Genomic DNA, 24,936 nt, shown 5'->3' with positions numbered 1-24,936 from the left:
TCACAGTGTTATTCGGTTCTAATGACCGTTATTGGTTATGCTTGTGAGTGGTGTTTGGTAAGTGTTTCAGTGCCAACATTAGCGCTGTGATGCTTCGTGCTTCACAGAAATCCATGTGAGTTAATAACTCTTCGGCTTGCGCAAGTGGCCAACGCACAATTTCCAGTGGTTCAGGCTCATCGCCTTCTTGCTTCTCTGGATAAAGCGCCTGTCCTAAAAATAGAGTCATTTTGCTCGAAAAGTAAGATGGCGCGAGGATAACTTGTTTCAACGGGGTTAACTGATTACAGCCAAAGCCGATTTCTTCTTTTAACTCACGATCCGCAGCTTGGTGTGGTGTTTCTCCTGGGTCAATCAGCCCTTTTGGGAAACCTAGCTCGTAACGTTCAGTTCCAGCGGCGTATTCACGCACCAGTAATAAATCGCCTTGTTCTGTTACAGGAACCACCATTACAGCATCTCGTCCACTTGGCTTCATACGCTCATAAGTACGATGCTCACCATTGGAAAAACGAAGGTCGAGCGCTTCCACAGCAAACAGTTTGGATTTTGCAACCGTCTGGCATGAGAGTATCTCTGGTGGGGTTCGTTTCGGCATGACGCTGGCTCCTTGGTGTCGTTGGCGTTTACGAGATGCGTAAGATTCTTAATATATGAGAACTCCGCCTGAGTTTCTAGCGGATTTTACGAGTCGAGCTAAGCATCTCAGCATCACCTCAGTATCGATACAAAAATGGGAGACCGAAGCCTCCCATTTTCTGACAGTGTTTACTCTTAGTAGTAAGAGTGATCACCACGGTCATGTTCTGTTGCATCACGAACTGCGGTTAGTTCACCAATGAACTGGTTTAGCAGTTCTTTCTCGATGCCTTCTTTTAGTGTTACGTCAACCATAGAACAGCCATTACAACCGCCACCAAATGCAACAATTGCAACACCGTCTTCAGTGATCTCAACCAAGTTTACGTGACCACCGTGGCCAGCAAGCTGTGGGTTGACTTGGGTTTGGATAACGTACTCAACGCGCTCAACCAGTGGTGCGTCGTCCGCAACTTTACGCATTTTAGCGTTAGGTGCTTTTAGCGTTAGCTGAGAGCCCATTTTATCGGTAACAAAATCGATTTCAGCGTCTTCAAGGAATGGCAGGCTTAGCTCATCCACGTAAGCTGAAAAACCGCTGTAAGAGAGTTCAGTGTCGGTCGATTCTACTGCTTCTGGTGGACAGTAAGACACGCCACACTCAGCGTTTTGTGTACCTGGGTTCACAACGAAAATACGAATGTTAGTGCCTTCAGGTTGTTGACCTAAAAGGTTAGCGAAATGCGTTTGCGCAGTTTCTGTAATAGTAATATTTGACACGACGAATACCCGAGTAAATTTGTAGGTTACTGCTGCTATTCTACTCTTGTTGACGTATGGGTCTAGTCTTTTTGATGCTAAGGCATGGCGAAGCGATCTAGAGAGAACGAGGAGCAGGTGTTCTGCAGATGCAGTAAATATCGATGCTTTCTACGCCAACTTCAAGTAGTAAATGACATAATTGTCGGACGGTACTGCCTGTGGTGACTACATCATCGACGATGGCAACATGGGAAGAGTGAGGGCGCTTATTGAGAATAAACGCGCCTTTTAAGTTTTGTTCACGGCTTGTTTTGGTATTACCACGCTGTGATTGGGCGAGCCTTACTCGACGAAAGACCTTCGCATCAAAATTAGTCTGCAATTGCTTGGCGAGGTGTCGGGCTAAAACATCACTTTGATTAAAACCCCGGCGCAGGTAACGCTGCCAGTGCAATGGCACACTGGTAATGATTGGAGCTGGCGTGGTGATGCGCTGTGCCAGTTGCTCGGTTAATGCTTTTACATGCCAAGACTCTCCGTGATCTTTAAAGCGTTGTACTTCCCGTGAAAGGGGAAAGTCGTAATCGCCTAACGTGTATAGCCTTTGCCATGGCGGTGGCTTTGAAAGACATTCACCACAAATACTATCCGTACTCATTTCTTCTTTCTGTAATGATAAACCGCAGCGTTGACATCGTTTTACCGGAGTTAGGTATTTTAAACAGTGCTCGCACCAGCGCAGAGTATTTGTGTGGCTTGGTGTTTGAATAGGGAACCGACACAGGCCGCATTGACTGCTCAATACGCGATGCATGATGTTTTGCCAGTGATGAGATAACATAGCGTTTATTCATGGTGATATTTTACTCAGCCTAACGCTTGGCTGAAGCCGTAGGGAATAAAATAAGTGGGAGAGATTGAGAGCATGAGCACGAAATTACACTGGCAGTCATTTGGTCAGGGACCAGATTTGGTGTTACTTCATGGTTGGGGCATGAATGGTGCGGTATGGCAGCAGACAGTCGAGTCTCTTCAACCTTATTTCCGAGTTCATGTGGTTGACCTTCCGGGGTACGGACATAGCGCCGAATCTCATGCTGAAGATTTAGACCATATTGCTAACTTGGTGGTGCAAGGTGCGCCAGAGAAAGCGATTTGGCTTGGTTGGTCCCTCGGAGGTTTAGTGGCGACGCATGTGGCATTAAATATGCCCGAGCGCGTGGCTAAGTTGATTACGGTTGCCAGCTCACCTAAATTTGCCGCAGAAAAACCGTGGCGTGGCATTCAACCGAATGTACTGAGTGCGTTCACCTCTCAGTTGCTAGAAGATTTCTCACTGACCATTGAGCGCTTTATGGCGTTGCAAGCGATGGGCAGCCCATCAGCGCGTAAAGACGTTAAACAGCTCAAGCAAGCGGTACTATCGCGCCCTCAGCCAAACCCTGAATCGCTGTTGGTTGGGCTAAACATCCTTGCTGATGTGGATCTGCGCGATGCGTTGACGTCTCTTTCTGTTCCAATGTTGCGTCTTTATGGCCGTTTAGATGGGTTGGTGCCAATTAAAGTAGCTAACGATTTAAGTGAACAGTTGCCTCATACCCAGCAGTTTGTTTTTAATCAGTCCTCTCATGCGCCTTTTATCACCGAACATGACGAATTTTGTGTTCAAATCCGAGAGTTTGCTCACGATTGAGCAAGTGCGAGCGGAAACACCTCAAGTTGTTTAAAAAGTGGTCGATATAAAGGCTGGTGAGGTTTTATTAGCCAATAAAGCTAAGCCATATTGACGAGTTGGGCGACTCTGAGGAGGGTTCGCAATGATTGTGTCACCGACCAACGTAAGTGTGCCACTGATCGCCCCATCCGTGAATGTGCAGACGGAACAAGCAGCTCGCGACAATAAAGTCCGAGAGCCTGTAACGCCAACGGTCGCATTGGCCAAAACCAATGCAGAGCGAAAAGTAAAAGGTGACGACAAGCGCCGACGTCAGTCTTCTTGGGATCCTTCAGAGCATCCTGATTATGATATGGAAACGGAAGTCGACACGCGTTATCAAGAAGAGCCGGAAGATACACTAGAACGGCTTTTTAGTTTGCTTGCGCTCAAATCGTATAGTGAAGACCAGGGGAAAGGCTACGCGATCCGCTTTCGCTTACCAAAGCGCATTTTGGATGCTGCGATCAATGAAGGATTAATGGAAAAGCGCAGGAAGGTGATCAAGTTTCATTATGGTCATGCAGTCGCTCCCCATACCCCGTCAGAAGTGATAGCAGTATTATGACGACTCAATATCCTACTCAAACAAAAACGCTCCAAGCAGGTTGACTGATTGGAGCGTTTTCTTTTTAGTTATGAAAGCTCGTTAGCGGTGAAGCCTAGGTAAGGTTACTTTTTCGCTTTAGCAAACGCTGCAGCAAACGCACCGCCCATCGCGCTGTTCGATGACGAATCATCACGGCGAGGCTGACGACGCTGCGCTGCTGATGAGCGTTGGCTGCGGTTGTCTTGACCCGGTTCGTCGTTCATACGCATCGATAGACCAATACGCTTACGCTGCACGTCAACTTCCATCACTTTCACTTTGACGATGTCGCCAGCTTTCACCACTTCACGTGGGTCAGACACATAACGATCTGTCAGTGCAGAAATATGCACAAGACCATCTTGGTGAACGCCGATATCAACGAAGGCACCGAAGTTGGCTACGTTTGATACCACACCTTCTAGAATCATGCCCGGTTCCAAGTCAGATACCGAGTTTACACCTTCTGCAAAGGTCGCCGTTTTGAATTCTGGACGTGGGTCACGACCCGGCTTGTCTAACTCTTTGATGATGTCTGTAATGGTTGGAACGCCGAAGTTATCGTCGGTGTAATCGACCGCATGCAGACCTTTAAGGAAGCTTGAATCACCAATCAGTGCTTTGATGTCTTTGTTGTTCTTCTCAGAAATTGCTTTGACCACCGGGTACGCTTCTGGGTGAACCGCAGACGCATCAAGTGGGTTCTTACCATCCATGATTCGTAGGAAGCCCGCACACTGCTCGAACGCCTTAGGACCTAAACGAGGTACTTTCTTCAAGGTTGTACGTGCTTCAAAGCGACCGTTTTCATCGCGGAAGTCGACAATGTTCTGCGCGATGGTGCTTGATAAGCCTGCTACGCGTGTTAATAGTGCGGCAGAAGCGGTGTTCACATCAACACCAACCGCATTTACACAGTCTTCCACAATCGCATCTAGGCGTTTTGCCAACATAGATTGGCTTACATCGTGCTGGTATTGACCCACACCAATAGATTTCGGATCAATTTTCACGAGTTCAGCCAATGGATCTTGCAAACGACGTGCAATCGACACTGCACCACGCAGTGATACGTCCATATTCGGGAACTCTTTTGCTGCAAGCTCAGACGCTGAGTAAACCGAAGCCCCCGCTTCACTTACTATGATCTTCTGAACTTTCAGGTTGCCACGTTTGATGACGTCTGCGACAAAGCTGTCGGTTTCACGTGAAGCCGTACCGTTACCAATCGCAATCAAATCCACGTTGTACTTACGCACCAACTGCTCAACGATTTGTGCTGACTTGTCGTATTGTTTTTGTGGTGGGTGAGGGTAGATGGTTTCGGTTGCAAGCACTTTACCTGTTGAGTCGACAACCGCGATTTTTGAACCTGTACGCAGACCCGGATCGAGACCAAGTGTTGCACGAGGGCCAGCCGGTGCTGCCATCAACAAGTCTTTTAGGTTAGTGGCGAATACTTCAATCGCTTCGATTTCAGCGCGCTCTTTCATTGCGCCCATTAGCTCGGTTTCCATGTGCATCGATACTTTGATGCGCCATGCCCAGCTGATCACTTGCTTACGCCAGGTATCCGCAGGTGCGCTGCTTAGCGTTACGCCATAATGGTCGGCGATAATCGTTTCGCAGTAAGACTGACGAGCGCCTTCTTCCTGTTCTGGATCAGCGTTCATCGCCAATGTCAGGAAGCCTTCGTTACGGCCACGCAACATCGCCAGTGCTCGGTGCGATGGCACTTTGCTTAGGGGCTCGTTGTGGTTGAAGTAATCTTTAAACTTCTCGCCTTCTTGCTCTTTGCCTTCAACGACTCGTGAGACCAGTTCCGCATTGCGATTTAAGTGGTTGCGAATTTTTTCCAGTAAGTTTGCGTCTTCTGCGATGCGCTCCATGATGATCGCGCGAGCGCCATCCAATGCAGCTTTGGTGTCTGCGATGCCTTTGTCTGCATCAAGGTATTTGCTTGCTTCGCTTTCTGGCTCGGTTTGTGGGTGATTCCAAAGCTGATCTGCGAGCGGCTCAAGACCAGCCTCAATCGCGATCTGACCTTTCGTACGACGCTTGGGTTTGTAAGGTAGGTATAAGTCTTCAAGACGAGTTTTGCTGTCTGCCTGCGCGATCTCTTGTTCTAGCTCTGGCGTCAGTTTGCCTTGCTCTTGGATTGATTTGAGGATGGTTTGACGGCGATCATCCATTTCACGAAGGTAAGACAGACGGCTGTCCAAAGTACGAAGCTGGGTATCATCAAGGCCCCCCGTCACCTCTTTGCGGTAACGTGCAATAAAAGGGACAGTGTTGCCATCATCAATTAGGGTGACAGCGGCGTTGACTTGCTCTGGGCGAACATTCAGTTCTTGAGCAATCATGCGACAGATAGCTTGGCTCATCCGTGTTTTCTCTTTTAATTCGGTTTTGGTTGTATAGAACATTGGGGTCGTTCGAAGAATTTGCAATGTTTTAAATTAACGAGGCAAAAATTTACCGGGCGCTGGTGGACATCAGTCAGATTTATGTCAAAACTGTAATTAAATTGAGAACTTATATCCGCAGTTATCGACTAACCTAATTCCACGGTTGTTGATATCACTAAATGTACCTCTGCTTATACGGATAATCATGATGAAAAAAATGTCTTTGGCGTTAGCGCTTACGAGTGCCTTACTTGTCGCCCCGCTTAGTTGGGCGCAGTCTATCTCAGGAACCACACAAGCTCCCGTTTATCAGCTCGATAACAAATTGGTACTAGGGCGTGTGGAGAGCGTCTACTACAGTGACATTCCGGAACTAAAAGCGGTGCCATTTATTGGCAAGATTGATACTGGTGCAGATACGACATCGATGCATGCGGAGAATATCCATGTCAGTAGCTCACACCCAGATTACCAAGATTTGAAAGATAACGAGTTACTTTGGGCGATTGTCGATGACTTAGGTGGTACGAAGGCAAAGTGGGACGCCGACAGCTTTAAGCCATATCAAGTAAAGGTTAGCTTTACGGTTCCTCACCCTTATACAGGGAAGGAAATACAGATTACCGATGATCTGGAAAGAGTGAGCGCGATTCGCAGTCGAACAAGCAAAAAGCCCATCCTACGCCCGACAATAAAAATGCCGATGACAATCGCTGGTCACACCGTTGATACGGAAGTGAACCTGACCAAGCGTACGCAATTCTCTTCTCCTATCTTGATTGGTAAAACCTATCTCGATGATAACGCATGGGTCTTCGCTGGTTACGATTACCTTCAAGAACAGCCACGCGCAAAAATGATTGGCAAAAAAGAGACGGTTGAAGTCGAAGGTGTGCCATATAAGATCAGCATCTCAACTTCTAGCCGTTATACCAACGTCCATGCACTGGACATCAAGGTAGACAAAAAGCATAACGAAGTCTCTTTTATGTTAGAGGGCGAGAATGGCAAGCGTCATCCAATGACATTACCCTTGGTACGAATGCTGAAAACGACCAAAAGCGAGCGCCCTTTAGTCTATTTACCCGTCAAAGTCGGCGAAAATGAAACTCAACGTTGGTTGGTGTATCTGCGTGATCGCAGTAAGTTCAGTTCGCAAATTCGCTTAGGTCGGGACGTCGCGAGTCAGCACTTTGTTATTGATACGGACAGAGAAAATCTACTGGGTGGCGTAGAAAAAACGTTCAAAAGCGCACTCAAATCAAAACCTCTTGTCGTTTCACCAGAAGAACAGGTCACCATTGATGGTTATACCGTCCCTGCTTACCCCACTTTTACTGTGAAAACGCCATTACTGCGTGTAAATGGGTTTGAAGTAACAGAAAAAGGTAAGGATGAATCCGTCACGTTTTATTTAATGAACGATGAGGGGAAAGAAGAAAAAATCACCAAACCAGTGTTGAAAAAGCTCAAGGTTGGCAGCGCGGTTCGCCCTGTTGTCGAAGGAGACTTTCTTCTCGGTAGAAAAGACACATCAATGAAGTTTGCGCTCGATGTGCTTGATGAGGGTGACACTCAACCTTTTTTCGTCTTTGGTCATGACATAGCCAAGGGTGGTGTGTTGCTGAACACTCGCGCAGACCATCTACTAGATGCAAGGCCACTTTTCAAAGCTGGCCATATCGAAGTAGCTGAAGTTGAGGGGATGTCTTTCCCTGTGAAGTTAGACACGGGTGCAGATGTAAGCTCAATCAATGCTAAGAACATCAAGCAGTTTAAGAAAGACGGCAAAGACATGGTGAGCTTTACCTATGAGAACGATCTTGGCATGAAACAGGCGTTTACCAAGCCTGTTGTTGATGTCATGCGTATTAAAGCGAAGAAAGGCGAGAAAGCGAACGTACGCCCTGTGGTTGAAATGCATGTTAAGCTTGGTGAATTAGAGAAGAAGATCCGAGTCAACTTACAGGACCGAGGTCGCTTCCATTACAGCATGATTTTAGGTAAAAACTTCCTAAAACATGGCGCGGTTGTTTCGAGTGATACGAATTACATCGTGACGCAAAAACCGGATTACGAAAAGTAACACTCTGGCCGCCTTATCACCTTGATACCCAAAGCCTGAACAACATTGGATCTTTGGGTATATCATCTCCTTAATGCTGCCAAAGAGCAGCATTTTTTAGTTGAGATAGGAGTTAATTTGAAAACTAAGCTGATTACACGAGAAGGTTACAACAAACTCAAACAAGAGCATGATTACCTTTGGAATGAAAAGCGCCCGGAAATCACCAAGATCGTCACTTGGGCTGCGAGCCTGGGCGATCGCTCAGAAAATGCGGATTACACCTTCAATAAACGTTTACTCCGTCAGATCGACCGTCGTGTCCGCTTCCTTCGTAAATTCCTGCCAGAAGTCACGATCGTTGACTATTCTCCGCAACAAGAAGGCAAAGTCTTTTTTGGTGCATGGGTGGAAATAGAAAATGAGGCAGGAGAAGTGAAAAAGTTTCGTATAGTCGGGCCTGAAGAGATTTATGGCGATGCGAAAGACTACATCTCTATCGATTCACCTATGGCGCGAGCGATGTTGAAAAAACAAGTGGATGAAGAGTTCACGGTACGCACCCCAGAAGGTGAAAAAGAGTGGTTCATCAACTCAATTGAATACACTCAACCGGCCTCGGAAGACTGAGGCTTTATCACTGATTCAAGTCTCATGAAGTTCACTAGAAGTGACTTGGGTCTCAACGTCAGAATATTTGGTATAAAGGCATGGTGCCTTTCTCGGAGAAGTAAAATGAACAAAGCAGTCATGTGTAGTGCTGCACTAACAATAGGATTCTCACTTTCAGTTTTTGCTCAAGATGAAGTGAAAGGCTGTGACGCTAAAGAGTTAGCGGTAGAGCAGCAGCTTGAGTATGCAAAAGCGCAAGGTAATGAGCATCGCATTAAAGGCTTGGAGCAAGCACTTTCCGCTATCCAGAATGAATGCTCGGAAGGTGAGCTGCGCCAAGAGCTGCAAGCAGAAGTGGAAGAAAAGACTAAAGAAGTTGAGGAGCGAGAGGAAGAATTAGTCGAAGCTCAGCATTCAGGTAAAGCAGACAAAATTGAGAAAAAACGTCACAAGCTGGCTGAGGCACAGCAAGAGCTGCTTGAGGCCAAACGTGAACTGGAATGGAATTATGGTCAATAGTAGGTGCTGAAAATACCTGCTAGAGAGAGAATAAAGCGCTTAAGATAAAAAGAGTAACAATTTGCTTGAGCACGTTAGGAAAAACAGTGATACATTTTCGACAATAGACGCTTCTGAAAGGATGTTTCAATGCAAGAAAATCATAAAATTTTAGTGGTTGATGACGATGCTCGTTTACGTGCTCTATTGGAGCGTTACCTTTCTGAGCAAGGTTTTCAGGTACGAAGTGTCGCCAATGGCGAACAGATGGATCGCCTACTAACGCGCGAAAACTTTCACTTAATGGTGCTGGACCTAATGTTGCCAGGTGAAGACGGTTTGTCAATTTGTCGTCGTCTACGCCACGCGAACAATATGTTGCCAATCTTAATGCTCACCGCGAAAGGTGATGAAGTGGACCGCATCGTAGGTCTTGAGGTAGGGGCGGATGATTATTTGCCAAAACCGTTTAACCCACGCGAATTGTTGGCTCGCATCAAGGCAGTATTACGCCGCCAAACTGTAGAGTTGCCGGGTGCACCAAGCACGGAAGAAAAAGTGGTGGAGTTCGGGGAGTTCCGACTCAATCTAGGCACTCGCGAGATGTTCCGCGGTGACGAGGCAATGCCACTCACCTCTGGAGAGTTTGCTGTCCTAAAGGCGCTCGTGATGAATGCGCGTGAGCCAATGTCACGAGATAAATTGATGAACATGGCGCGTGGCCGTGAATATTCTGCAATGGAACGCTCTATTGACGTACAAATCTCACGTTTACGTCGCATGTTAGAAGACGATCCGAGCAAGCCGCGCTACATTCAAACCGTATGGGGCCTAGGTTATGTTTTCGTCCCAGACGGCAAAGAGGTGTAACCTCTTCACTCCATAGCCAGCACTTGGCTATAGCAACTTCAGCCTTCATTACCTTCCCTTTGAAGGCTGAAATTTCGCGATTAGGACCACTAGGAACGTTCCATGCGCATCCGAAGTTCACTGACACAATCTATTCTGCTGTTCATCTCTTTGCTTCTCGCGAGCCAAGTTTTCTCTTATTACGCCGTTTTTAACTACGCGTTGATGCCGAGTTTGCAGCAGTTCAATAAAATTCTCGCCCATGAGCTCAATTTGGTGCTTGATGATGAAGGACCTTTAAAGTCTGATGCACCGTTAAGGCGTCAATTGTTAGAAAGATTAGGGGTGACGGTTCATAGTCTCGATAGCGATAAGGCGATTGAATTTCATCACGCAATGTCGATTGATTTGATGTCTGAAGAAATGAGCCAAGAGCTGGGTTCGCCCACAGAAGTGCGCTTATTGCTTGGCGATGAAAGTTACATTTTGTGGATGCACATCGAAAAGTTGCCGAACTCCATCATTCGTATTCCGTTATCTGAGCTGCAAGAAGAAGATTTTGCCCCGCTGTTTCGTAACAGCTTGATTATGGCGCTGCTGATCATTGCAGGTGGTTGGTTGTTTATTCGTTTGCAAAACCGTCCACTTTTGGCTTTAGAGAGAGCCGCGAAAGACGTCGGTCGAGGTGAGATCCCGCCCCCCTTAGCAGAGAAAGGCGCATCGGAGATTCGCTCTGTAACTCGAGCCTTTAATCAAATGTCGAAAGGTATTCAAGAGCTAGAAGAAGACCGAGCCTTATTAATGGCAGGGATTAGCCATGACTTACGAACACCTCTGACGCGTATTCGCCTAGCGACAGAAATGATGTCTCCTGAGGACAGCTATCTTGCGGAGGGGATCATTAGCGATACGGAAGAATGTAATGAGATCATCAGTCAGTTTATGGATTACCTCAAACCGGTGAACCAAGAATCGTTTGAAGCGGTTGATATCAGTACGATTGCCAGTGACGTCGCCAGTTCTGAAGGTGGTTATGAGGTTGAAATTGAAACAGATCTTAATCTTAACTTGCCGCCAGCCAAAGGAAGCGCGATTGCGATTAAGCGGGCGATCAGTAACTTAGTTGTGAATGCGCTACGCTATGGCAATGGCTGGGTCAAAATCAGCACTGGTGTGACAGCAGATAAGCAGCTAGTGTGGATTTCAGTAGAGGACAACGGACCGGGTATCGAGCATTCTCAAATCGCGAGGTTATTTGAACCCTTTACGCGTGGTGACACCGCTCGCGGTAGTGAAGGCACTGGGCTAGGGTTGGCGATTGTGAAGCGTATAATCAGCCAACATTCAGGTTCTGTGGTGATGCGTAATCGCAGTGAAGGCGGTTTAATCGCTCAAATCAGCTTTCCTACCAAGTAAGTCGATGGCCCGCACCCTTTAAAACAAAAAGCCCAACCTAATTAGGTTGGGCTTTTCTTATTCTCAATAATCTTAAGACTCTTTCACTTCCTGAGGAAGTTCATCTTCGTCTTCCAGTTTCTCTGGCAGAAGTAGATTTAAAATGATCGCTGTGATGCCACCTGCTGCAACACCAGTTGAGAAAATACTCTTAATAAATTCTGGCATAAATTGCAGGATCTCTGGTTTTTGTGCGATACCAAGTCCCATTGAGAAGGATAAGGCCATGATCAGAATTGCGCGGCGATCGAGCTCAACACGAGAGATAATACGCACACCAGCGGCAGCAATCGTACCAAACATGACAATCGTTGCGCCGCCAAGTACTGGCTCAGGAATCAGCTGAACAAAGCTAGCGACGCCAGGAAACAAGCCAAGAATCACTAACATGCCAGAAATAAAGTAACCCACGTAGCGGCTCGCGACTCCTGTTAGCATGATGATGCCGTTATTCTGGCTAAACGTTGAGTTCGGGAAGCTGTTGAAAACGGCTGCGATTGCGGAGTTTAAGCCGTCTGCTAACACACCGCCCTTAATGCGTTTCATGTACACTGGGCCTTTTACTGGCTCACCAGACACTTCAGATGTTGCGGTAATATCACCGATGGCCTCTAGTGCGGTAATAAAGAAAATCAGTACCAGCGGAATGAACAGAGACCAGTCAAACGATAAGCCATATTGCATTGGTACGGGCAGTGCTACGATCTCGGTTGCGCCTAGCTGAGAAGTATCTACCATCCCCATAAAATACGCCATGATGTAGCCCACTAGCATCGCAATCACGATTGAAGCCACACGGATGTATGGGTTTTTCGAGCGGTTTAAAATCACAATTAATCCAAGTACCGTTCCAGCCAGAGCAAGTTTGTCTAAGCTGCCGAAGGTTCCTTCATTTAATGCTGCGTAGCCACCGCCCATTGATACTAAGCCGACTTGAATCAGTGTGAGACCGATAAGAGTGACGACGATGCCTGAAACGAGCGGAGTGATGATTCGGCGGGCATGCTCCAATACGCGAGATAGAAAAATTTCTGCAAATGATGCGACTAAAATCGTACCAAAAATGGCAGCCATCATGGTGCTGATGTCTGCTCCACCGGCTTTCAGCGATAGGCCTGCACCAATAATAGGACCTAAAAAGTTAAAGCTGGTGCCTTGAACAGAGAGCAAACCAGAGCCAATTGGGCCAACGGTGCGAATTTGAATAAACGAAGACACGCCTGACGCAAATAAAGACATGCTGATGATGGTGTTCGTTTGGTCTGCAGGTACACCCAAAGACTGACAGATGATCAGTGACGGAGTGATAACCGCGACGAACATCGCCAATAAGTGCTGAAGTGCGGCAAAAATGGTTTGAGGCAAAGGTGGTCGATCGTTGAGTTGATAGACCAGTTCCGAAGATCGGTTTGAAGTTGTCATTGTTTGTCTCGCTAGTCGCAATATTTCCCTAGTTCTCGCTGAATGGGAGAGCAGGGTGGAGTTGACGTCGTTACCTGTGATTGCTGTTAATCAGAGTCAACTCAGGTTGGTGGAGTGTGATCTAACACACTTAAAAATTTGTGCGCGATTATAGAGAGATTTACTCAAAAAGCAAACGTTTGCTTTGTTTTTGGCGTATTAAAAAACGAGCCATTTGGCTCGCTTTCAATCATTACGCTTTGGAGTAAATATCCCGCTCACCCAACCAGCGATCGATAATCGCTGTTGCGTTAGTCGGGTAATTGTCATGAATATGACGCGCAATACGCTGAACTTCGGGAATCAGGCGTTGATCTCGAACTAAGTCTGCGATTTTGAAATCAGCAAGACCTGTCTGCTTTGTACCCAATAGTTCTCCAGGGCCACGAATTTCTAGGTCTTTCTGCGCAATGACGAAGCCATCGTTACTTTCACGTAGTACTCCGAGACGTTTTTGCGCGGTTTTTGACAGCGGAGAGTGGTACAGCAGCACACAATGGCTAGCAACGGAACCTCGGCCCACGCGACCTCTTAACTGGTGTAATTGTGCCAAACCAAGACGTTCAGGGTTTTCTATGATCATCAAGCTAGAGTTTGGCACATCCACACCAACTTCAATCACTGTCGTTGCGACCAGCAAATGCAGTTTATTGTCTTTGAAATCTTGCATCACCGCTTGTTTCTCTGCCGGCTTCATTCGTCCGTGTACTAGACCAATTTTTACGTCCGGTAGCTTACGTTGAAGCTCTTCTGCGGTATCTGCCGCGGCTTGCGCTTCTAATACTTCCGACTCATCAATCAGGGTACACACCCAATATGCCTGCTTGCCTTCGTTTAAGCAGGCATTTCGGACACGTTCGACGATATCATTGCGTTTGGTGTCTGGAATCGCGACAGTCTGGATTGGTGTTCGACCTGGCGGTAACTCGTCAATCACCGACGTTTCTAAGTCAGCATAAGCAGTCATGGCTAACGTTCGCGGAATCGGCGTTGCTGTCATGATGAGCTGATGTGGATAAGCGCCTTGTTTTGCACCTTTTTCACGCAATTCTAATCGCTGATGGACACCGAAGCGGTGCTGTTCATCAATGATGACCAAAGCAAGGTGATGAAATTCAACGTGCTCTTGGAATAGCGCGTGAGTACCCACTACCATTTGCGCTTCACCACTGGCAATACGAGCCAGCTCGGCTTCCTTTGCCTTACCTTTGAGTTTGCCCGCTAACCAACCGACTTGAATGCCCATTCTCTCAAACCAGTTTGCGAAGTTGATAGCGTGTTGCTCGGCCAATAGTTCGGTTGGCGCCATGAGTGCCACCTGATGGCCATGCTCAATGGCTCTAACAGCGGCCAAGGCGGCAACCAATGTTTTCCCCGAACCAACATCGCCTTGCACTAATCGCATCATTGGGTGCGGTTTTTCTAGATCGGCTTCAATCTCTTGTACGACTCGGGTTTGAGCGTTTGTAGGAGAGAAAGGCAGTTGGGCTAAAAGCTGCGTTTTTAGTTTATTACAAGGACCGAGAGGTAGCGCTGAATCCTTCTGACCTTTGCTACGCACCGCCAGCATCGATAAGTTTTGTGCGAGCAATTCTTCCATGATCAAGCGGATTTGGGCAGGATGTTTGCCTTCGTCAAACTCATCTAAATTAATGGTTGGTGGTGGGCGATGAATGGTGTGCAGTGCTTGCGACATCGTGATTTGATGGTCATACAACCCCGCTGGAAGTAATTCCTGCACTGCGGTTTTATCAAGCAGGGCTAAAGCTTGTTCGGTAAGGTTGCGCAATGTGATTTGACGCAATCCATCGGTGGTGGGATAAACAGGGGTTAAGCTCTGTTCTACATCGGGCTTTTGCTCGCTGACGTAAAACTTGTAGTCAGGATGAACAATTTCCAAACCCATGCCACCGCGCTTAATTTCACCGTAAGCATGTACTAACTTACCTTGCGTGAAATTGTTCTTCATGGCTGCGGTAAAGTTGAAAAAGCGCAGCGTGATAGTGCCATTACCGTCGCTGATTTTTACCGTTAGCATTTTGCGCTTACCGAAGATGGTGTCGACTGCCATGACCTTACCTTGCACGGCCGCCCAAAGGCCAGCATGCAGTTTGGCAATAGGGTAAATACGAGTACGATCTTCGTAGCGTAACGGAAGGTGAAACAGCAAATCTTGAACGCTATGTAAGCCAACTTTGGCGAGTTTTTCTGCGACTTTCGCGCCAACTCCAGAAAGGGAGGTTAATGGGACGCCAGATAACATTTGGGCGGACATAGAGGGCTCAAGAAAATGGTTAACATAGCAGTATGTTAACCATGGAGCTGTGTTTTTGTACAGGAAAAAATAGTCATGCTTTAGTTAGTGTCATGATTTGACTGATAACCTATCATTCCGAGGAGCTTTAGCGACATCAGGATTCTATTTTCAACAAGTATGTCGCTGAAGTTAACACTATCAGCATCTGTATATTTGAGAATTAGATCCTGAACCACGCTCCTTCGCCGCCGTTCAGGATGACGAAAGTCTGTTACTTGCTTTGCATCTCTTGCCACCACGCGTCATCGGCGATGATTTGACCTTCTTCATCGAGTGGTGGGTAAACGAGCCCTTTTCGTTTCGCGACCTTTGCCAGCACTGGGTGACCACGTTCAAAGAGAATACGGTTGATTGTCTCTTTAGGCAGAGCGCTTTCTTCTCGGTCGTACATGCCTGCGGCTTCACGTTGACGTTGCGCTTCATACAAAATTACGGCACTGGCAACCGATACGTTTAGTGACTGCACCATGCCCACCATTGGGATAATAATGTCTTGATCGGCAAGCTGTTTGGCTTGCTCCGAAGCGCCAACTTTTTCACTGCCTAAAATGATTGCCGTTGGTCTGGTGTAGTCGATCTCGCGAAAATCGACGGCGGTGTCCGAAAGATTGGTCACCAAAACCTGCATACCTTGCGCTTTGAGTTCGGTAATCGCAGTTTCAATCGAATCGTGAGTATCCACTTCAACCCAGTTACGCGCGCCAGCTGAGGTATGGCTCAGCGTACGCATTTTGTCTGGCCAAATTGCGTGAACTTTGTGTAAGCCTGTCGCGTCAGCGGTGCGGATCACAGCAGAGACGTTGTTTGGCTTATGTACTTCTTCGAGACAAAGTGTCAGATCAGTTTGGCGAGTTTTTAGGACTTGGTGAATACGGTTGTAACGTTCTAGGTTCATATTTATTGAGGTATAAAAAATCGCCACCTAACAGAGTAGGTGGCGATAGAGGTTAGTTCTTTCTGCGTCTGACTCGGGTTGCTTGAGGCATTGCCTTAATCTTACGCATGATACCAGCAAGGTGGACACGATCTTTCGTCGTCAACAGCACAGTCACAGTGTATAGACGACCATCACGTTCTTCCGTTGAAAGGCCATGAATGTTTGATCCTGTTTTCGAGATCACGTTGGTAAGTTCTGCAAGAGCACCTTGGTTGTTAAGCATGTCGACTTTAAGTTCAGCAATGAACTCTTTATCGTAGTCTTCAGACCAAGCGACAGCCATATAACGGTCTGGCTCTTTCTGATAACCACGAACGTTCGGACATGTTTCTCGGTGAACAACCAAACCACGACCAGGCGATACGTGAGCAATAATGTGATCATCTGGGATAGGATGACAACAATTTGCAAACGTCAGCAATAAGCCTTCTGCGCCACGAATCGGAAGCTTCTTCTTCGAGTCCGTTGGGATTGAACTTGTTGTCGTGAGCTCTTCGGTGTCACCAAGGAGACGACGTGCGATCACAATGCTCATCAACTCACCCAATCCAATAGCAGCCAATAAATCATCGATGCTTTCTAGGCGAAGATCATTCAAGACTTCTTGGATATTTTCTGGATAAATTGAATCAATCGAGTGACGGCCAAGTGCGTGATTAAGTAGGCGACGACCTAAAGTAATCGACTCTTCACGACGCATCGTTTTCAGTACTTGTCGAATCTTAGTGCGGGCACGAGAAGTCACGACATAGTTCAGCCATGCCGCATTCGGACGCGCACCAGGGGCACTGATAATTTCCACTGTCTGACCGTTTTTCAATGCCTTACTCAATGGGTAAGGGTTACGATCAACACGAGCACCAACACAAGAGTTGCCTACATCGGTATGTACGGCATAGGCAAAGTCGACAGCCGTTGCGCCTAAAGGTAGTTCAACGATACGACCTTTTGGTGTGAAGACGTAAATCTCATCTGGGAAAAGATCGGATTTTACGTTTTCAATGAATTCGAATGAGTTACCCGCGCTTTGTTGTAGCTCTAACAGGCTTTGCATCCAACGCTGAGCTTTCACTTGCGCAGTGGTGCCAGACTTGTCGCCTTTGTCTTTATAAGACCAGTGTGCCGCGACACCTTTGTCCGCCATTTGATCCATATCTTCAGTACGGATCTGAACTTCAACAGGTACACCGTGTGGACCAACCATGGAAGTGTGTAGCGATTGGTAGCCGTTCGCCTTTGGTACCGCGATGTAATCTTTCATGCGACCAGGACGTGGCTTATACAAGCTGTGTACTTGGCCTAAAACGCGATAACAAGTATCAGCGGTATCAACAACGACTCGGAACGCATAGATATCCATGATGGTGTGAAAGCGCTGTTCTTTGGTTTTCATCTTGTTATAGATAGAGAACAGGTTTTTCTCACGACCAACGACGCGAGCATTCAAGCCAAAATCTTGCAGACGGCCTTCTATTTCGCTGTGAATGCGTTGGATCATCTCTTTACGGTTACCACGTGCGGCTTTAACCACTTCTTTCAGTACGCGGTAGCGGTTGGGATATAGCGCCTCAAAGCCCAACTCTTCGAGTTCGGTTTTGATATTGTGAATACCAAGACGATGAGCGAGGGGTGCGTAAATTTCTAACGTTTCACGAGCGATACGACGCTTTTTATCTGGTCGAAGCGCGCCAAGCGTACGCATGTTGTGCGTGCGGTCAGCCAGTTTGATCAGAATGACGCGGATATCTTGCACCATGGCCAGAACCATCTTACGAAAGTTCTCAGCCTGAGCCTCTTTCCTATCGCGGAATTTGAGTTTGTCCAGTTTAGATACACCATCAACCAATTCTGCGACAGTGTTGCCGAATTTCTCTTCGAGATCTTCTTTAGTTACATCACAGTCTTCAATGACGTCATGCAGCAAAGCAGCTTGGAGGGTTTCGATATCAAGGCGCATTTCGGCCAAGATACGAGCCACTGCGACAGGGTGGATGATGTATGGTTCACCGCTAGAGCGGGTTTGCCCTTCATGGGCATCTCTCGCTACCACATAAGATTGACGCAGAGCCTCAATCTGAGGCTCTGTTAGGTATTCTTGGGCAACGTCTTTGAGGCTATCGAATAGATACAAATTATAGGCCCGGGAGGTTGTTGAATTCTAAAGTCAGAATTAACGGTTGTGAGCGATGCTGCTTACTGCCGCTAGCTCTGCCGCTTCTTGCTCTTGCTGTTCTTGACGTTCACGAGCGTCTAGAACTTCTTTAGTAATTAAACCTTCTTCGATTTCGCGTAGAGCGATAACCGTTGGCTTATCGTTCTCTTCTGGCACTAGTGCATCTTTACCGCCAGTTTGCATTTGACGAGCGCGGCGAGCCGCAATCAGTACTAGGTCGAAACGGTTGCCAACTTTTTCAACAGCGTCTTGAACAGTTACGCGTGCCATGAGGACTCCAAATAGTTAACTAAAATTTTAGAATGACGAGAAAGTATACAACCTAACTACTTTATTTACTAGCAATTAGACAAGCCACCGTTTGTGGACTTTCTCAGGTAGTTTATTGTGTTTTTCGCACTGGGCAAAAAACGGGAAATTCTTTATGTTTTACAGCGTGACTTTTTTGAAGTTACTCTGCTAACAACGCGTCAAGCATACCTTTATATTTAGCAGCTTGCTTTTCTTCCTTCAATCTTTCAGCACGCAAGATAGCTTTAAAATCCATCAAAGCGGTATCAAAATCGTCGTTTACGATCACGTAGTCGTACTCGTTGTAATGAGAGATTTCCGACTTGGCTTCAGCCATACGCTTTGCGATCACTTCATCGCTATCTTGACCACGAGTGTTCAAGCGACGCTCTAACTCACCGTTTGATGGTGGCAGGATGAAGATGCTTTTGGCTTCTGGCATTTGTTCACGGATTTGGCGTGCGCCTTGCCAGTCGATATCTAGAAAAACGTCGATACCTTTATTTAGTGTTTCTTCAATCCATACACGAGATGTGCCGTAATAATTACCAAACACTTCTGCGTATTCTAGGAAGTCACCTTTAGCGATCAGGGCTTCAAACTCATCTTTCGCTACAAAATGGTAGTGGACACCATTTTCTTCACCAGGTCGCATGTTGCGCGTGGTGTGAGACACAGACACTTTCATTGCGTAGGTTGGGTTGCGTTCCAACATCGCTGAGATCAAGCTAGATTTACCTGCGCCGCTAGGTGCAGATACGATATAGAGAGTACCTTTGCCCATTGTACTGTTCCACTTTTGATTGGATTGATTGAGTGCCGAAGGAAAGTTCGACATTCTTATAACGATAGCACTGGCATTGAGAAATCAACCACCAAAGGGGTGGATATTGGTGATAATCCCGCCAGAAAAATGGAGGCGAAGAGTATCATGATCTCTATTTTGTTACCAGTTGATCTTTCTGTCTGTGATCGTCCCAGATGAAATAGTTACTTACGGCAGAGTGTTCCTAAACAGCGAAGAAGGAGCGTGGTACAGGACTTACCATCCGCGCACTCTGTTATTAAAACCATTTCTACAACCGTTTAGTGTGCTGATTTTAGGTTTAGAGTCCCGATTTGGCTTGCGTGAGTGACTCTGGTTAAAAATAGGGGTTAATAAAGATAAAACGGAAAAAAGGGGAAGCTTTCACTTCCCCAGGCGTGCGACTGACTCACACTTAATCTTCGAATTATCCTTGAGACTCTAGGAAATTTATCCAAGGGCTAACAGTTGACCTGAATTTTGGCGATTGAGCAGCGCCTTTCATTGCCTGCAAGGCCTTTTGTGGTTGCTTAAGCTCGAAATAGGCCATCCCGCGAATGTATTCAAGTTCTGCCTTTTGCTCTTTAGAGGCACTGGATGCCGCGCTTTCTACAAAACGAGTTGCTTCAGAATACTGCTTGTCTTGTATCATTAAGCGAGCAATCTGAATTTGCGTTTTAGCAGAAGGAGCGAGGTTATATGACTTTTTATAAGCGAGAATTGATTTATCTAGCTCTTTAGCTTGCTGCCAGAAACTGGCTAGGCGGTCATAGTTTTCCTTCGTCTTTTCAATGTTTCCAGCTGCCATTTCCTTTTCAAGAGTTTTGGCTGCTTTATATGGAATACCTTGATAAGCCAAGAAGTTTACAAAGCGTAAATATTCCTTCTCTCCTTCTAGTTTCCCCATTTTGTAAACCATTTCTAGGGTGGCTAGAGAGTTGCGCTCTTGACCTAGCTCCATGTAGACACCAGAAAGTTGCATCCAGTAACGCTTTTTCTGAGGGTACTTTGAAGTCAGAGTTTTGAGTACACTGGCAACGCTTTTCAGCTGGCCTAACTCGTAGTGAGATGCAACGAGAATTAAGTACCAAGACTCACTTGGGCTCTTGCTCATCGCGATGGCTTTTTTGGTTGGCGGGATTGCATTTCTGTAATCTTCCAACTGAACATAAGCGCTCGCTAACGTGATATAAGCATGAGCTTGAGGCTTCTCTTTGGTTGTTTCTGCAACCTTGAACCATTCCTTCATCGTTTTTACAGACAACGTATACTTTTCTTCAGCTAGGTAAAGCTGAGCCAAGCTGTAGCGAACTTGTTGAGCAACAGGAACGGGAAGTGCGTCGAGCTGTAATGCTTCGGCAAAGTATTTTGCTGCTTGCACATAATTGTCTTGTAGCGAATACAAAAAGCCAGTCTGCTGAAGTAAAACTGCTCGGTCGTATTTTTTCGAACTTGTGCTTTCTAAAGCGCTTGCTAGTTTTTCTTTCGCTGCTGAATATTTTTCAGTTGCGATCAACTCTTGCACTTTGTTAACGGTTCGAAATGTCCGATCTGATAACTGAGGAGCTTCTTTTGCCATCGTAGGAGCGGCAATTGCCACTCCTACGAAGAGAATTAAAGAAGCCACTTTGCTTTTCCATAAACTTTTCATCGTGACTCCTTAATTGGTTGAGAACTCTATTTCTTGCGATAGGCGCGAGCTAACAGGTTTCCCGTCAACCAATTTTGGTTTAAATGTCCATTTAGAGACTGTTTTTCTTGCCGCTCGACCGAGGCCTAAGCGTCGTGGTTGCTCTTTAAGAACTTTGATGTCCTCTACGGCACCACGTGCGTTGACAGTAAACTCTAATAAGACGACCCCTTTTTCTATTCCTGCTTTCGCAGCCTTCCTAGGCATTTGAGGTTGGAATGTCGCTAGAGGTGTTGGACCTCCGCTACCCGCGAGTTGCGCACCTCCACCCTGGCTATAATGTCCAAGCACCGAACCACCTGTAACATTTACGGGTAGGTCAAGCTTTGGCATATCCATTGGGGTCTGCTCCATCACCGGTTTTACTGTCGCTGTCACTTTCATTTCTGGCGGCGGCGGCGGACGCTTAGGCGGTGGTGGCTTTGGAAGTTCGCGTTTTTTCTCCTGTATTTTTTCGTCTGGTTTAATGCGAATAAACTCGACCATACGCAGGTCATCATTCGACACTAACTCGTGGCGCTCTTTGTTTACTAGCTTGTCCATCCCCCAGAACAACCCGAGGGAGACAATGAGCGCCAGTGCAATTGAGGCCAGATACCGCATAAGCTTAATCCTTATTGGTTGCGGCAATGGAGATGCTTTCTACACCTGCCATTTTGATCTGGTCCATAACCTTCACGACTACGCCAGCATTTGCTTCAGTGTCGGCTTGGATAACTACTGCGCCATCAGGGCTTTCTGCACGAAGACGTTCAATATTCGCGCGAACCGCGTCCACTTCGATGCGGCGTTTATCAACCCAAACATCACCCGCCGCACCAACTGCGACCATGATGTTACCTTTTTTCACGGTTTGCGCAGAGCTTGCTGTCGGGCGGTTTACTTCCAGACCAGCTTCTTTTACGAACGATGTTGTTACGATAAAGAAGATCAACATGATGAATACGATGTCGAGCATCGGTGTCATATCGATAGCGGTTTCATCACTGCTATCACTGCTATAGCGTCTTTTCATGACCTATACCTCTAATTCCATTTACTCAGGCAATATGCTTTAGCTTATCTTCCAGCTTTTGCGTTGTGACTTTGGCTAAATGATCAAGACGTGAACTAAAGAACAGTCCTGATAGAGAAGCCACCATCCCGGCTAAAGTTGGGATTGTTGCCTTTGAGATCCCCGAGGCCATTGCTCGAGGGCTTCCTGTTCCTGTTACCGCTAAGATGTCGAATACTTGGATCATGCCAACAACGGTGCCGAGCAAACCCAGTAAGGGACAAAGCGCAATCAACACTTTCACGATTGGCAGGCCCTTTTTATTCTCAATGTCCTGACGAGAAACAATTTCTTGTCGGATCATCTTAGCGTTCCAGCTCTGGTGCTCTGATCGCCCCTGCCATGAGCCAACGGCTTTTTTCATGGCTTTTGGAGCGACGGCAGCAAAATAGAACCAACGTTCTAACAATACTGCCCAAAGCATAAAGCTGAGGATGAAGATGGCGACGAGTACATCGCCACCCATTCCCAAGAAGCGCCTAATTGATTCAAGTTCTCCAACTAACCACCACATAACGCCTCCTTAGCTTTCGGCTTTATGTAGTTTTTCCTGATAGCGAGCGATGAAGCCTGCACTCTGTTCTTCAAGAGTTTGAACCAAACGACGACCTTTACTGTGTACGATGGTGTACAGGAACAGTAGAGGAATTGCGACAACCAGACCAAGCATCGTAGTAACAAGTGCTTCAGAGATACCGCCAGCCATTAGCTTAGGATCACCTGTACCAAATAGTGTGATTGCTTGGAACGTACCGATCATACCCATTACCGTACCCAGTAGACCTAGAAGTGGTGCTACAGAAGCGAACAGTTTGATTGAGCTGATAAAGCGTTCAATGCTCGGTGCGTTACGTAGGATGATTTCGTCCAGTTTCGCTTCAAGATCTTCAAGGTTGTCACCTTTGTGTTCTTGGTAAGCTTGGATAACTTCACCCAGAGGGTTACCAGGAATCACGGTTTCTGATTTCGCTTGCTTACGCATTTTACCGCCAATCACTTGAAGGCGTAGGAAGCAAACTAGAGCAATGATAGCGCCAACTGCACCCATACCAAGGATGACGTAACCTACAATGCCACCTTGATCAATACGTTCTTGAACGGTAGGGCTTTGTACAAGTAGAGACAGAATTACACCACGGGATGGGTCAATAAACAGTGGCTCATAGCTGTTTGACGCTGACTCAAAGCCCGCAACATGACGTGTAATATTGGTGCGAGGCTGTCGAGAGAGTTCTTCGAACTTACCTGTTTGAGGTACATAAGTAACGTACTTACCATCGGCAATCGCGTTAAATTCACCGACAAGAGTAACATCGCGAACCGCTTCTTTACCTTCGCCATAAACAACCGTTGCTTGGGTTGTTGCAGTCTCGCCTGAGGCAACCACTTGTTGAAGAATGGTATGCCAGAAAGCTTCTAGCTCTTGTGTTGATGGCAGTTCTTTACTTTCAGCCAGTTTCGTTAGTAGAGCGTCACGCTCTGGGAACTGAACAGCGTTTTGAGAGGCTGCAAATAAGCCCTTAAACTCGCCCGCATACTGGCGGACCACACCAAACATTTCGCCCAAAGTACCAGAGCGAACACGTAGGGTTTCTGTTAGTTCAGTTAGCTGCTTATCGTTTTCATCAAATGTTGCTTTAAGTTGATCGCCCAGTGCTTGCTGCGCAGCTAACTCTTCGCGAGCTTGTTGCAATAATGCCGCTTGCTTATCGCGATTGTTCTTGAACTCAGCTTCACGGGCTTTGTTCTCTTTTGACTCAACGATGCTTTCTGATTTTACGTTTTTAAGTAGTTCAGATAGGTTTTTAGGCGTTTCTGCTTGTACGCCTGAAGCCATAAATAAGCTCGCTAGTAGACCAGCGGCTAGAGTTTTGAATCCTTTCATCTCTTATTCCTCCCCAGCATATACAGGCAATTTGATTAGCGCTGGTGGCGCTTGCTTCTTCGCGATACGAAGGCCTTGCTGTACCGCTATGCGGTAGCTTTCCGGTAATGTTTCCCATTGACGTGTTTGTTGGTTCCACATACCTGTCTCACCACCGTCTGGAGATTGGAATAAAAGCGCCGTGCGACCAATACGTAGGAAATCGTAAGTCACGGTTTCCCCATTTCTATCTAGGCTAGCTTTGTAAGATTCAATTGAGCGAGAGAAGCCTTCTTCAATTTGGTAGGCTTCCATCACTTTACGGAATTTCTCAGAAGTCGTTACGTCGGCGCGATCCATGAGACGACGCAGTTCTTGGACACGTTTATTACGTTCTTTTTTCTGGAAAGGCAGATCGAGAGTCACAAACTCATCGAGTGCATCGATCATTTTAAGTGTTAGTGGCACTACTTCTGTTGCCGTTTGATCGATCTGAGCAATTTGGTTATTTAATGAGTCCAATTCACCTTGCTGTGATTGAACCATACGGTTAATTTGCTCGTTGTAGACTTTCATGCTGTCGATTTGACGTAGTAAGCCTTTGTATTCTGCCAACATGCCTTCAGTACTTTCGGCATAATTGTCGATTTTTTGTTGCGAAGCTTCTGAAGATTGATTTGCTTTTGCTTGTGTGGAAACGACAGCACCAGAGTTGGCCGCTATAGAGCTACTACTGATAGTAAGCAATGCTGCAGCTATGGCACTGAGACCAAATTCCTTGAATTTCATGGTTGCATCCTTGTCAGTGTTTTA

23 protein-coding genes are annotated in these 24,936 nt (G+C 46.6%); 7 read left to right on the top strand and 16 right to left on the bottom strand.

What is annotated here, in order from left to right:
- Positions 1-28 precede the first annotated feature (28 nt).
- The 3 genes from nudE to R7P80_RS13320 form a co-directional block, all read right to left on the bottom strand.
- Entirely contained in the window at positions 29-598 is a 570-nt protein-coding gene (gene nudE / locus R7P80_RS13330; RefSeq protein ID WP_005379309.1) for an ADP compounds hydrolase NudE, read from the bottom strand.
- Between the two features lie 176 nt (positions 599-774).
- The gene (gene nfuA, locus R7P80_RS13325) at positions 775-1,359 is read right to left on the bottom strand and encodes a Fe-S biogenesis protein NfuA (RefSeq protein ID WP_005379313.1); all 585 of its coding nucleotides are present in this window, start codon (positions 1,357-1,359) and stop codon (positions 775-777) included.
- 97 nt (positions 1,360-1,456) lie between these two features.
- Positions 1,457-2,182: an amidophosphoribosyltransferase gene (locus R7P80_RS13320; protein ID WP_033905914.1), complete on the bottom strand. Its 726-nt coding sequence runs from the start codon at positions 2,180-2,182 to the stop codon at positions 1,457-1,459.
- A gap of 84 nt (positions 2,183-2,266) precedes the next feature.
- Here R7P80_RS13320 and bioH point away from each other — a divergent pair, with 84 nt between their 5' ends.
- Both bioH and R7P80_RS13310 read left to right on the top strand, forming a co-directional pair.
- Entirely contained in the window at positions 2,267-3,034 is a 768-nt protein-coding gene (bioH, locus tag R7P80_RS13315; RefSeq protein WP_005384724.1) for a pimeloyl-ACP methyl ester esterase BioH, read from the top strand.
- Positions 3,035-3,158: 124 nt separating this feature from the next.
- Entirely contained in the window at positions 3,159-3,623 is a 465-nt protein-coding gene (locus tag R7P80_RS13310; RefSeq protein ID WP_005379316.1) for a hypothetical protein, read from the top strand.
- Between the two features lie 104 nt (positions 3,624-3,727).
- Here R7P80_RS13310 and R7P80_RS13305 read toward each other — a convergent pair whose 3' ends face one another.
- On the bottom strand, positions 3,728-6,028 hold the full coding sequence (locus tag R7P80_RS13305) for a Tex family protein (RefSeq protein ID WP_161444165.1): 2,301 nt from the start codon (positions 6,026-6,028) through the stop codon (positions 3,728-3,730).
- Between the two features lie 229 nt (positions 6,029-6,257).
- On the opposite strand from R7P80_RS13305, the gene R7P80_RS13300 reads away from it, so the two are divergent.
- The 5 genes from R7P80_RS13300 to envZ all read left to right on the top strand — a co-directional run bounded on the left by R7P80_RS13300 (position 6,258) and on the right by envZ (position 11,492).
- Positions 6,258-8,138: an ATP-dependent zinc protease gene (locus R7P80_RS13300; protein WP_086013892.1), complete on the top strand. Its 1,881-nt coding sequence runs from the start codon at positions 6,258-6,260 to the stop codon at positions 8,136-8,138.
- A 117-nt stretch (positions 8,139-8,255) separates the two neighbouring features.
- Positions 8,256-8,747, top strand: a complete 492-nt coding sequence (greB, locus tag R7P80_RS13295) for a transcription elongation factor GreB (RefSeq protein ID WP_005379321.1) — start codon at positions 8,256-8,258, stop codon at positions 8,745-8,747.
- Positions 8,748-8,852: 105 nt separating this feature from the next.
- Entirely contained in the window at positions 8,853-9,248 is a 396-nt protein-coding gene (locus tag R7P80_RS13290; protein WP_017635004.1) for a DUF1090 domain-containing protein, read from the top strand.
- 129 nt (positions 9,249-9,377) lie between these two features.
- Positions 9,378-10,097: a two-component system response regulator OmpR gene (gene ompR / locus R7P80_RS13285; protein ID WP_005379333.1), complete on the top strand. Its 720-nt coding sequence runs from the start codon at positions 9,378-9,380 to the stop codon at positions 10,095-10,097.
- 102 nt (positions 10,098-10,199) lie between these two features.
- Positions 10,200-11,492: a two-component system sensor histidine kinase EnvZ gene (envZ, locus tag R7P80_RS13280; protein ID WP_017820700.1), complete on the top strand. Its 1,293-nt coding sequence runs from the start codon at positions 10,200-10,202 to the stop codon at positions 11,490-11,492.
- 72 nt (positions 11,493-11,564) lie between these two features.
- Here the strand turns inward: envZ and R7P80_RS13275 are convergent, their stop codons facing one another.
- From R7P80_RS13275 to R7P80_RS13220, 12 genes are all read right to left on the bottom strand, one after another.
- Positions 11,565-12,953 (bottom strand): uracil-xanthine permease family protein, encoded by a 1,389-nt coding sequence (locus R7P80_RS13275; RefSeq protein ID WP_005379335.1) that lies wholly within the window; start codon positions 12,951-12,953, stop codon positions 11,565-11,567.
- 232 nt (positions 12,954-13,185) lie between these two features.
- A complete protein-coding gene (recG, locus tag R7P80_RS13270; protein ID WP_033905919.1) occupies positions 13,186-15,267 on the bottom strand; it encodes an ATP-dependent DNA helicase RecG in 2,082 nt (693 codons plus the stop codon).
- Between the two features lie 253 nt (positions 15,268-15,520).
- Positions 15,521-16,204, bottom strand: coding sequence for a tRNA (guanosine(18)-2'-O)-methyltransferase TrmH (gene trmH / locus R7P80_RS13265; protein ID WP_017635001.1), 684 nt, complete (start codon positions 16,202-16,204; stop codon positions 15,521-15,523).
- 52 nt (positions 16,205-16,256) lie between these two features.
- Complete coding sequence (spoT, locus tag R7P80_RS13260; protein ID WP_005379340.1) at positions 16,257-18,377, bottom strand: bifunctional GTP diphosphokinase/guanosine-3',5'-bis pyrophosphate 3'-pyrophosphohydrolase; 2,121 nt, start codon at positions 18,375-18,377, stop codon at positions 16,257-16,259.
- A gap of 39 nt (positions 18,378-18,416) precedes the next feature.
- On the bottom strand, positions 18,417-18,689 hold the full coding sequence (rpoZ, locus tag R7P80_RS13255; RefSeq protein ID WP_005379346.1) for a DNA-directed RNA polymerase subunit omega: 273 nt from the start codon (positions 18,687-18,689) through the stop codon (positions 18,417-18,419).
- Positions 18,690-18,870: 181 nt separating this feature from the next.
- The gene (gene gmk, locus R7P80_RS13250) at positions 18,871-19,494 is read right to left on the bottom strand and encodes a guanylate kinase (RefSeq protein WP_005379347.1); all 624 of its coding nucleotides are present in this window, start codon (positions 19,492-19,494) and stop codon (positions 18,871-18,873) included.
- 448 nt (positions 19,495-19,942) lie between these two features.
- Positions 19,943-21,166, bottom strand: a complete 1,224-nt coding sequence (locus R7P80_RS13245; protein ID WP_213874597.1) for a tetratricopeptide repeat protein — start codon at positions 21,164-21,166, stop codon at positions 19,943-19,945.
- 9 nt (positions 21,167-21,175) lie between these two features.
- Positions 21,176-21,808 carry an energy transducer TonB gene (locus R7P80_RS13240; RefSeq protein ID WP_005379353.1) on the bottom strand — a complete coding sequence of 211 codons (633 nt, stop codon included), beginning with the start codon at positions 21,806-21,808 and terminating at the stop codon, positions 21,176-21,178.
- A 4-nt stretch (positions 21,809-21,812) separates the two neighbouring features.
- Positions 21,813-22,220 carry an ExbD/TolR family protein gene (locus R7P80_RS13235; RefSeq protein ID WP_005379359.1) on the bottom strand — a complete coding sequence of 136 codons (408 nt, stop codon included), beginning with the start codon at positions 22,218-22,220 and terminating at the stop codon, positions 21,813-21,815.
- A 25-nt stretch (positions 22,221-22,245) separates the two neighbouring features.
- Entirely contained in the window at positions 22,246-22,773 is a 528-nt protein-coding gene (locus R7P80_RS13230) for a MotA/TolQ/ExbB proton channel family protein (RefSeq protein ID WP_005379363.1), read from the bottom strand.
- A 9-nt stretch (positions 22,774-22,782) separates the two neighbouring features.
- Entirely contained in the window at positions 22,783-24,144 is a 1,362-nt protein-coding gene (locus R7P80_RS13225; RefSeq protein WP_054574186.1) for a MotA/TolQ/ExbB proton channel family protein, read from the bottom strand.
- Between the two features lie 3 nt (positions 24,145-24,147).
- Positions 24,148-24,912 carry a DUF3450 domain-containing protein gene (locus R7P80_RS13220; protein ID WP_005379365.1) on the bottom strand — a complete coding sequence of 255 codons (765 nt, stop codon included), beginning with the start codon at positions 24,910-24,912 and terminating at the stop codon, positions 24,148-24,150.
- Positions 24,913-24,936 lie beyond the last annotated feature (24 nt).

It is taken from the genome of Vibrio sp. 2092 (assembly GCF_033339635.1).
In the GTDB taxonomy this organism is placed as follows: domain Bacteria; phylum Pseudomonadota; class Gammaproteobacteria; order Enterobacterales; family Vibrionaceae; genus Vibrio; species Vibrio alginolyticus.
This window is presented reverse-complemented; position numbering and strand designations above follow the sequence as displayed.

What these genes read in the sequence shown, in the direction of transcription:
- nudE (WP_005379309.1), bottom strand. Translation starts at nt 598, where the DNA reads ATGCCGAAACGAACCCCACCAGAGATACTCTCATGCCAGACGGTTGCA.
- R7P80_RS13320 (WP_033905914.1), bottom strand. Translation starts at nt 2,182, where the DNA reads ATGTTATCTCATCACTGGCAAAACATCATGCATCGCGTATTGAGCAGT.
- bioH (WP_005384724.1), top strand. Translation starts at nt 2,267, where the DNA reads ATGAGCACGAAATTACACTGGCAGTCATTTGGTCAGGGACCAGATTTG.
- R7P80_RS13310 (WP_005379316.1), top strand. Translation starts at nt 3,159, where the DNA reads ATGATTGTGTCACCGACCAACGTAAGTGTGCCACTGATCGCCCCATCC.
- R7P80_RS13305 (WP_161444165.1), bottom strand. Translation starts at nt 6,028, where the DNA reads ATGAGCCAAGCTATCTGTCGCATGATTGCTCAAGAACTGAATGTTCGC.
- R7P80_RS13300 (WP_086013892.1), top strand. Translation starts at nt 6,258, where the DNA reads ATGATGAAAAAAATGTCTTTGGCGTTAGCGCTTACGAGTGCCTTACTT.
- R7P80_RS13290 (WP_017635004.1), top strand. Translation starts at nt 8,853, where the DNA reads ATGAACAAAGCAGTCATGTGTAGTGCTGCACTAACAATAGGATTCTCA.
- ompR (WP_005379333.1), top strand. Translation starts at nt 9,378, where the DNA reads ATGCAAGAAAATCATAAAATTTTAGTGGTTGATGACGATGCTCGTTTA.
- envZ (WP_017820700.1), top strand. Translation starts at nt 10,200, where the DNA reads ATGCGCATCCGAAGTTCACTGACACAATCTATTCTGCTGTTCATCTCT.
- R7P80_RS13275 (WP_005379335.1), bottom strand. Translation starts at nt 12,953, where the DNA reads ATGACAACTTCAAACCGATCTTCGGAACTGGTCTATCAACTCAACGAT.
- recG (WP_033905919.1), bottom strand. Translation starts at nt 15,267, where the DNA reads ATGTCCGCCCAAATGTTATCTGGCGTCCCATTAACCTCCCTTTCTGGA.
- trmH (WP_017635001.1), bottom strand. Translation starts at nt 16,204, where the DNA reads ATGAACCTAGAACGTTACAACCGTATTCACCAAGTCCTAAAAACTCGC.
- rpoZ (WP_005379346.1), bottom strand. Translation starts at nt 18,689, where the DNA reads ATGGCACGCGTAACTGTTCAAGACGCTGTTGAAAAAGTTGGCAACCGT.
- gmk (WP_005379347.1), bottom strand. Translation starts at nt 19,494, where the DNA reads ATGGGCAAAGGTACTCTCTATATCGTATCTGCACCTAGCGGCGCAGGT.
- R7P80_RS13245 (WP_213874597.1), bottom strand. Translation starts at nt 21,166, where the DNA reads ATGAAAAGTTTATGGAAAAGCAAAGTGGCTTCTTTAATTCTCTTCGTA.
- R7P80_RS13240 (WP_005379353.1), bottom strand. Translation starts at nt 21,808, where the DNA reads ATGCGGTATCTGGCCTCAATTGCACTGGCGCTCATTGTCTCCCTCGGG.
- R7P80_RS13235 (WP_005379359.1), bottom strand. Translation starts at nt 22,220, where the DNA reads ATGAAAAGACGCTATAGCAGTGATAGCAGTGATGAAACCGCTATCGAT.
- R7P80_RS13230 (WP_005379363.1), bottom strand. Translation starts at nt 22,773, where the DNA reads ATGTGGTGGTTAGTTGGAGAACTTGAATCAATTAGGCGCTTCTTGGGA.
- R7P80_RS13225 (WP_054574186.1), bottom strand. Translation starts at nt 24,144, where the DNA reads ATGAAAGGATTCAAAACTCTAGCCGCTGGTCTACTAGCGAGCTTATTT.
- R7P80_RS13220 (WP_005379365.1), bottom strand. Translation starts at nt 24,912, where the DNA reads ATGAAATTCAAGGAATTTGGTCTCAGTGCCATAGCTGCAGCATTGCTT.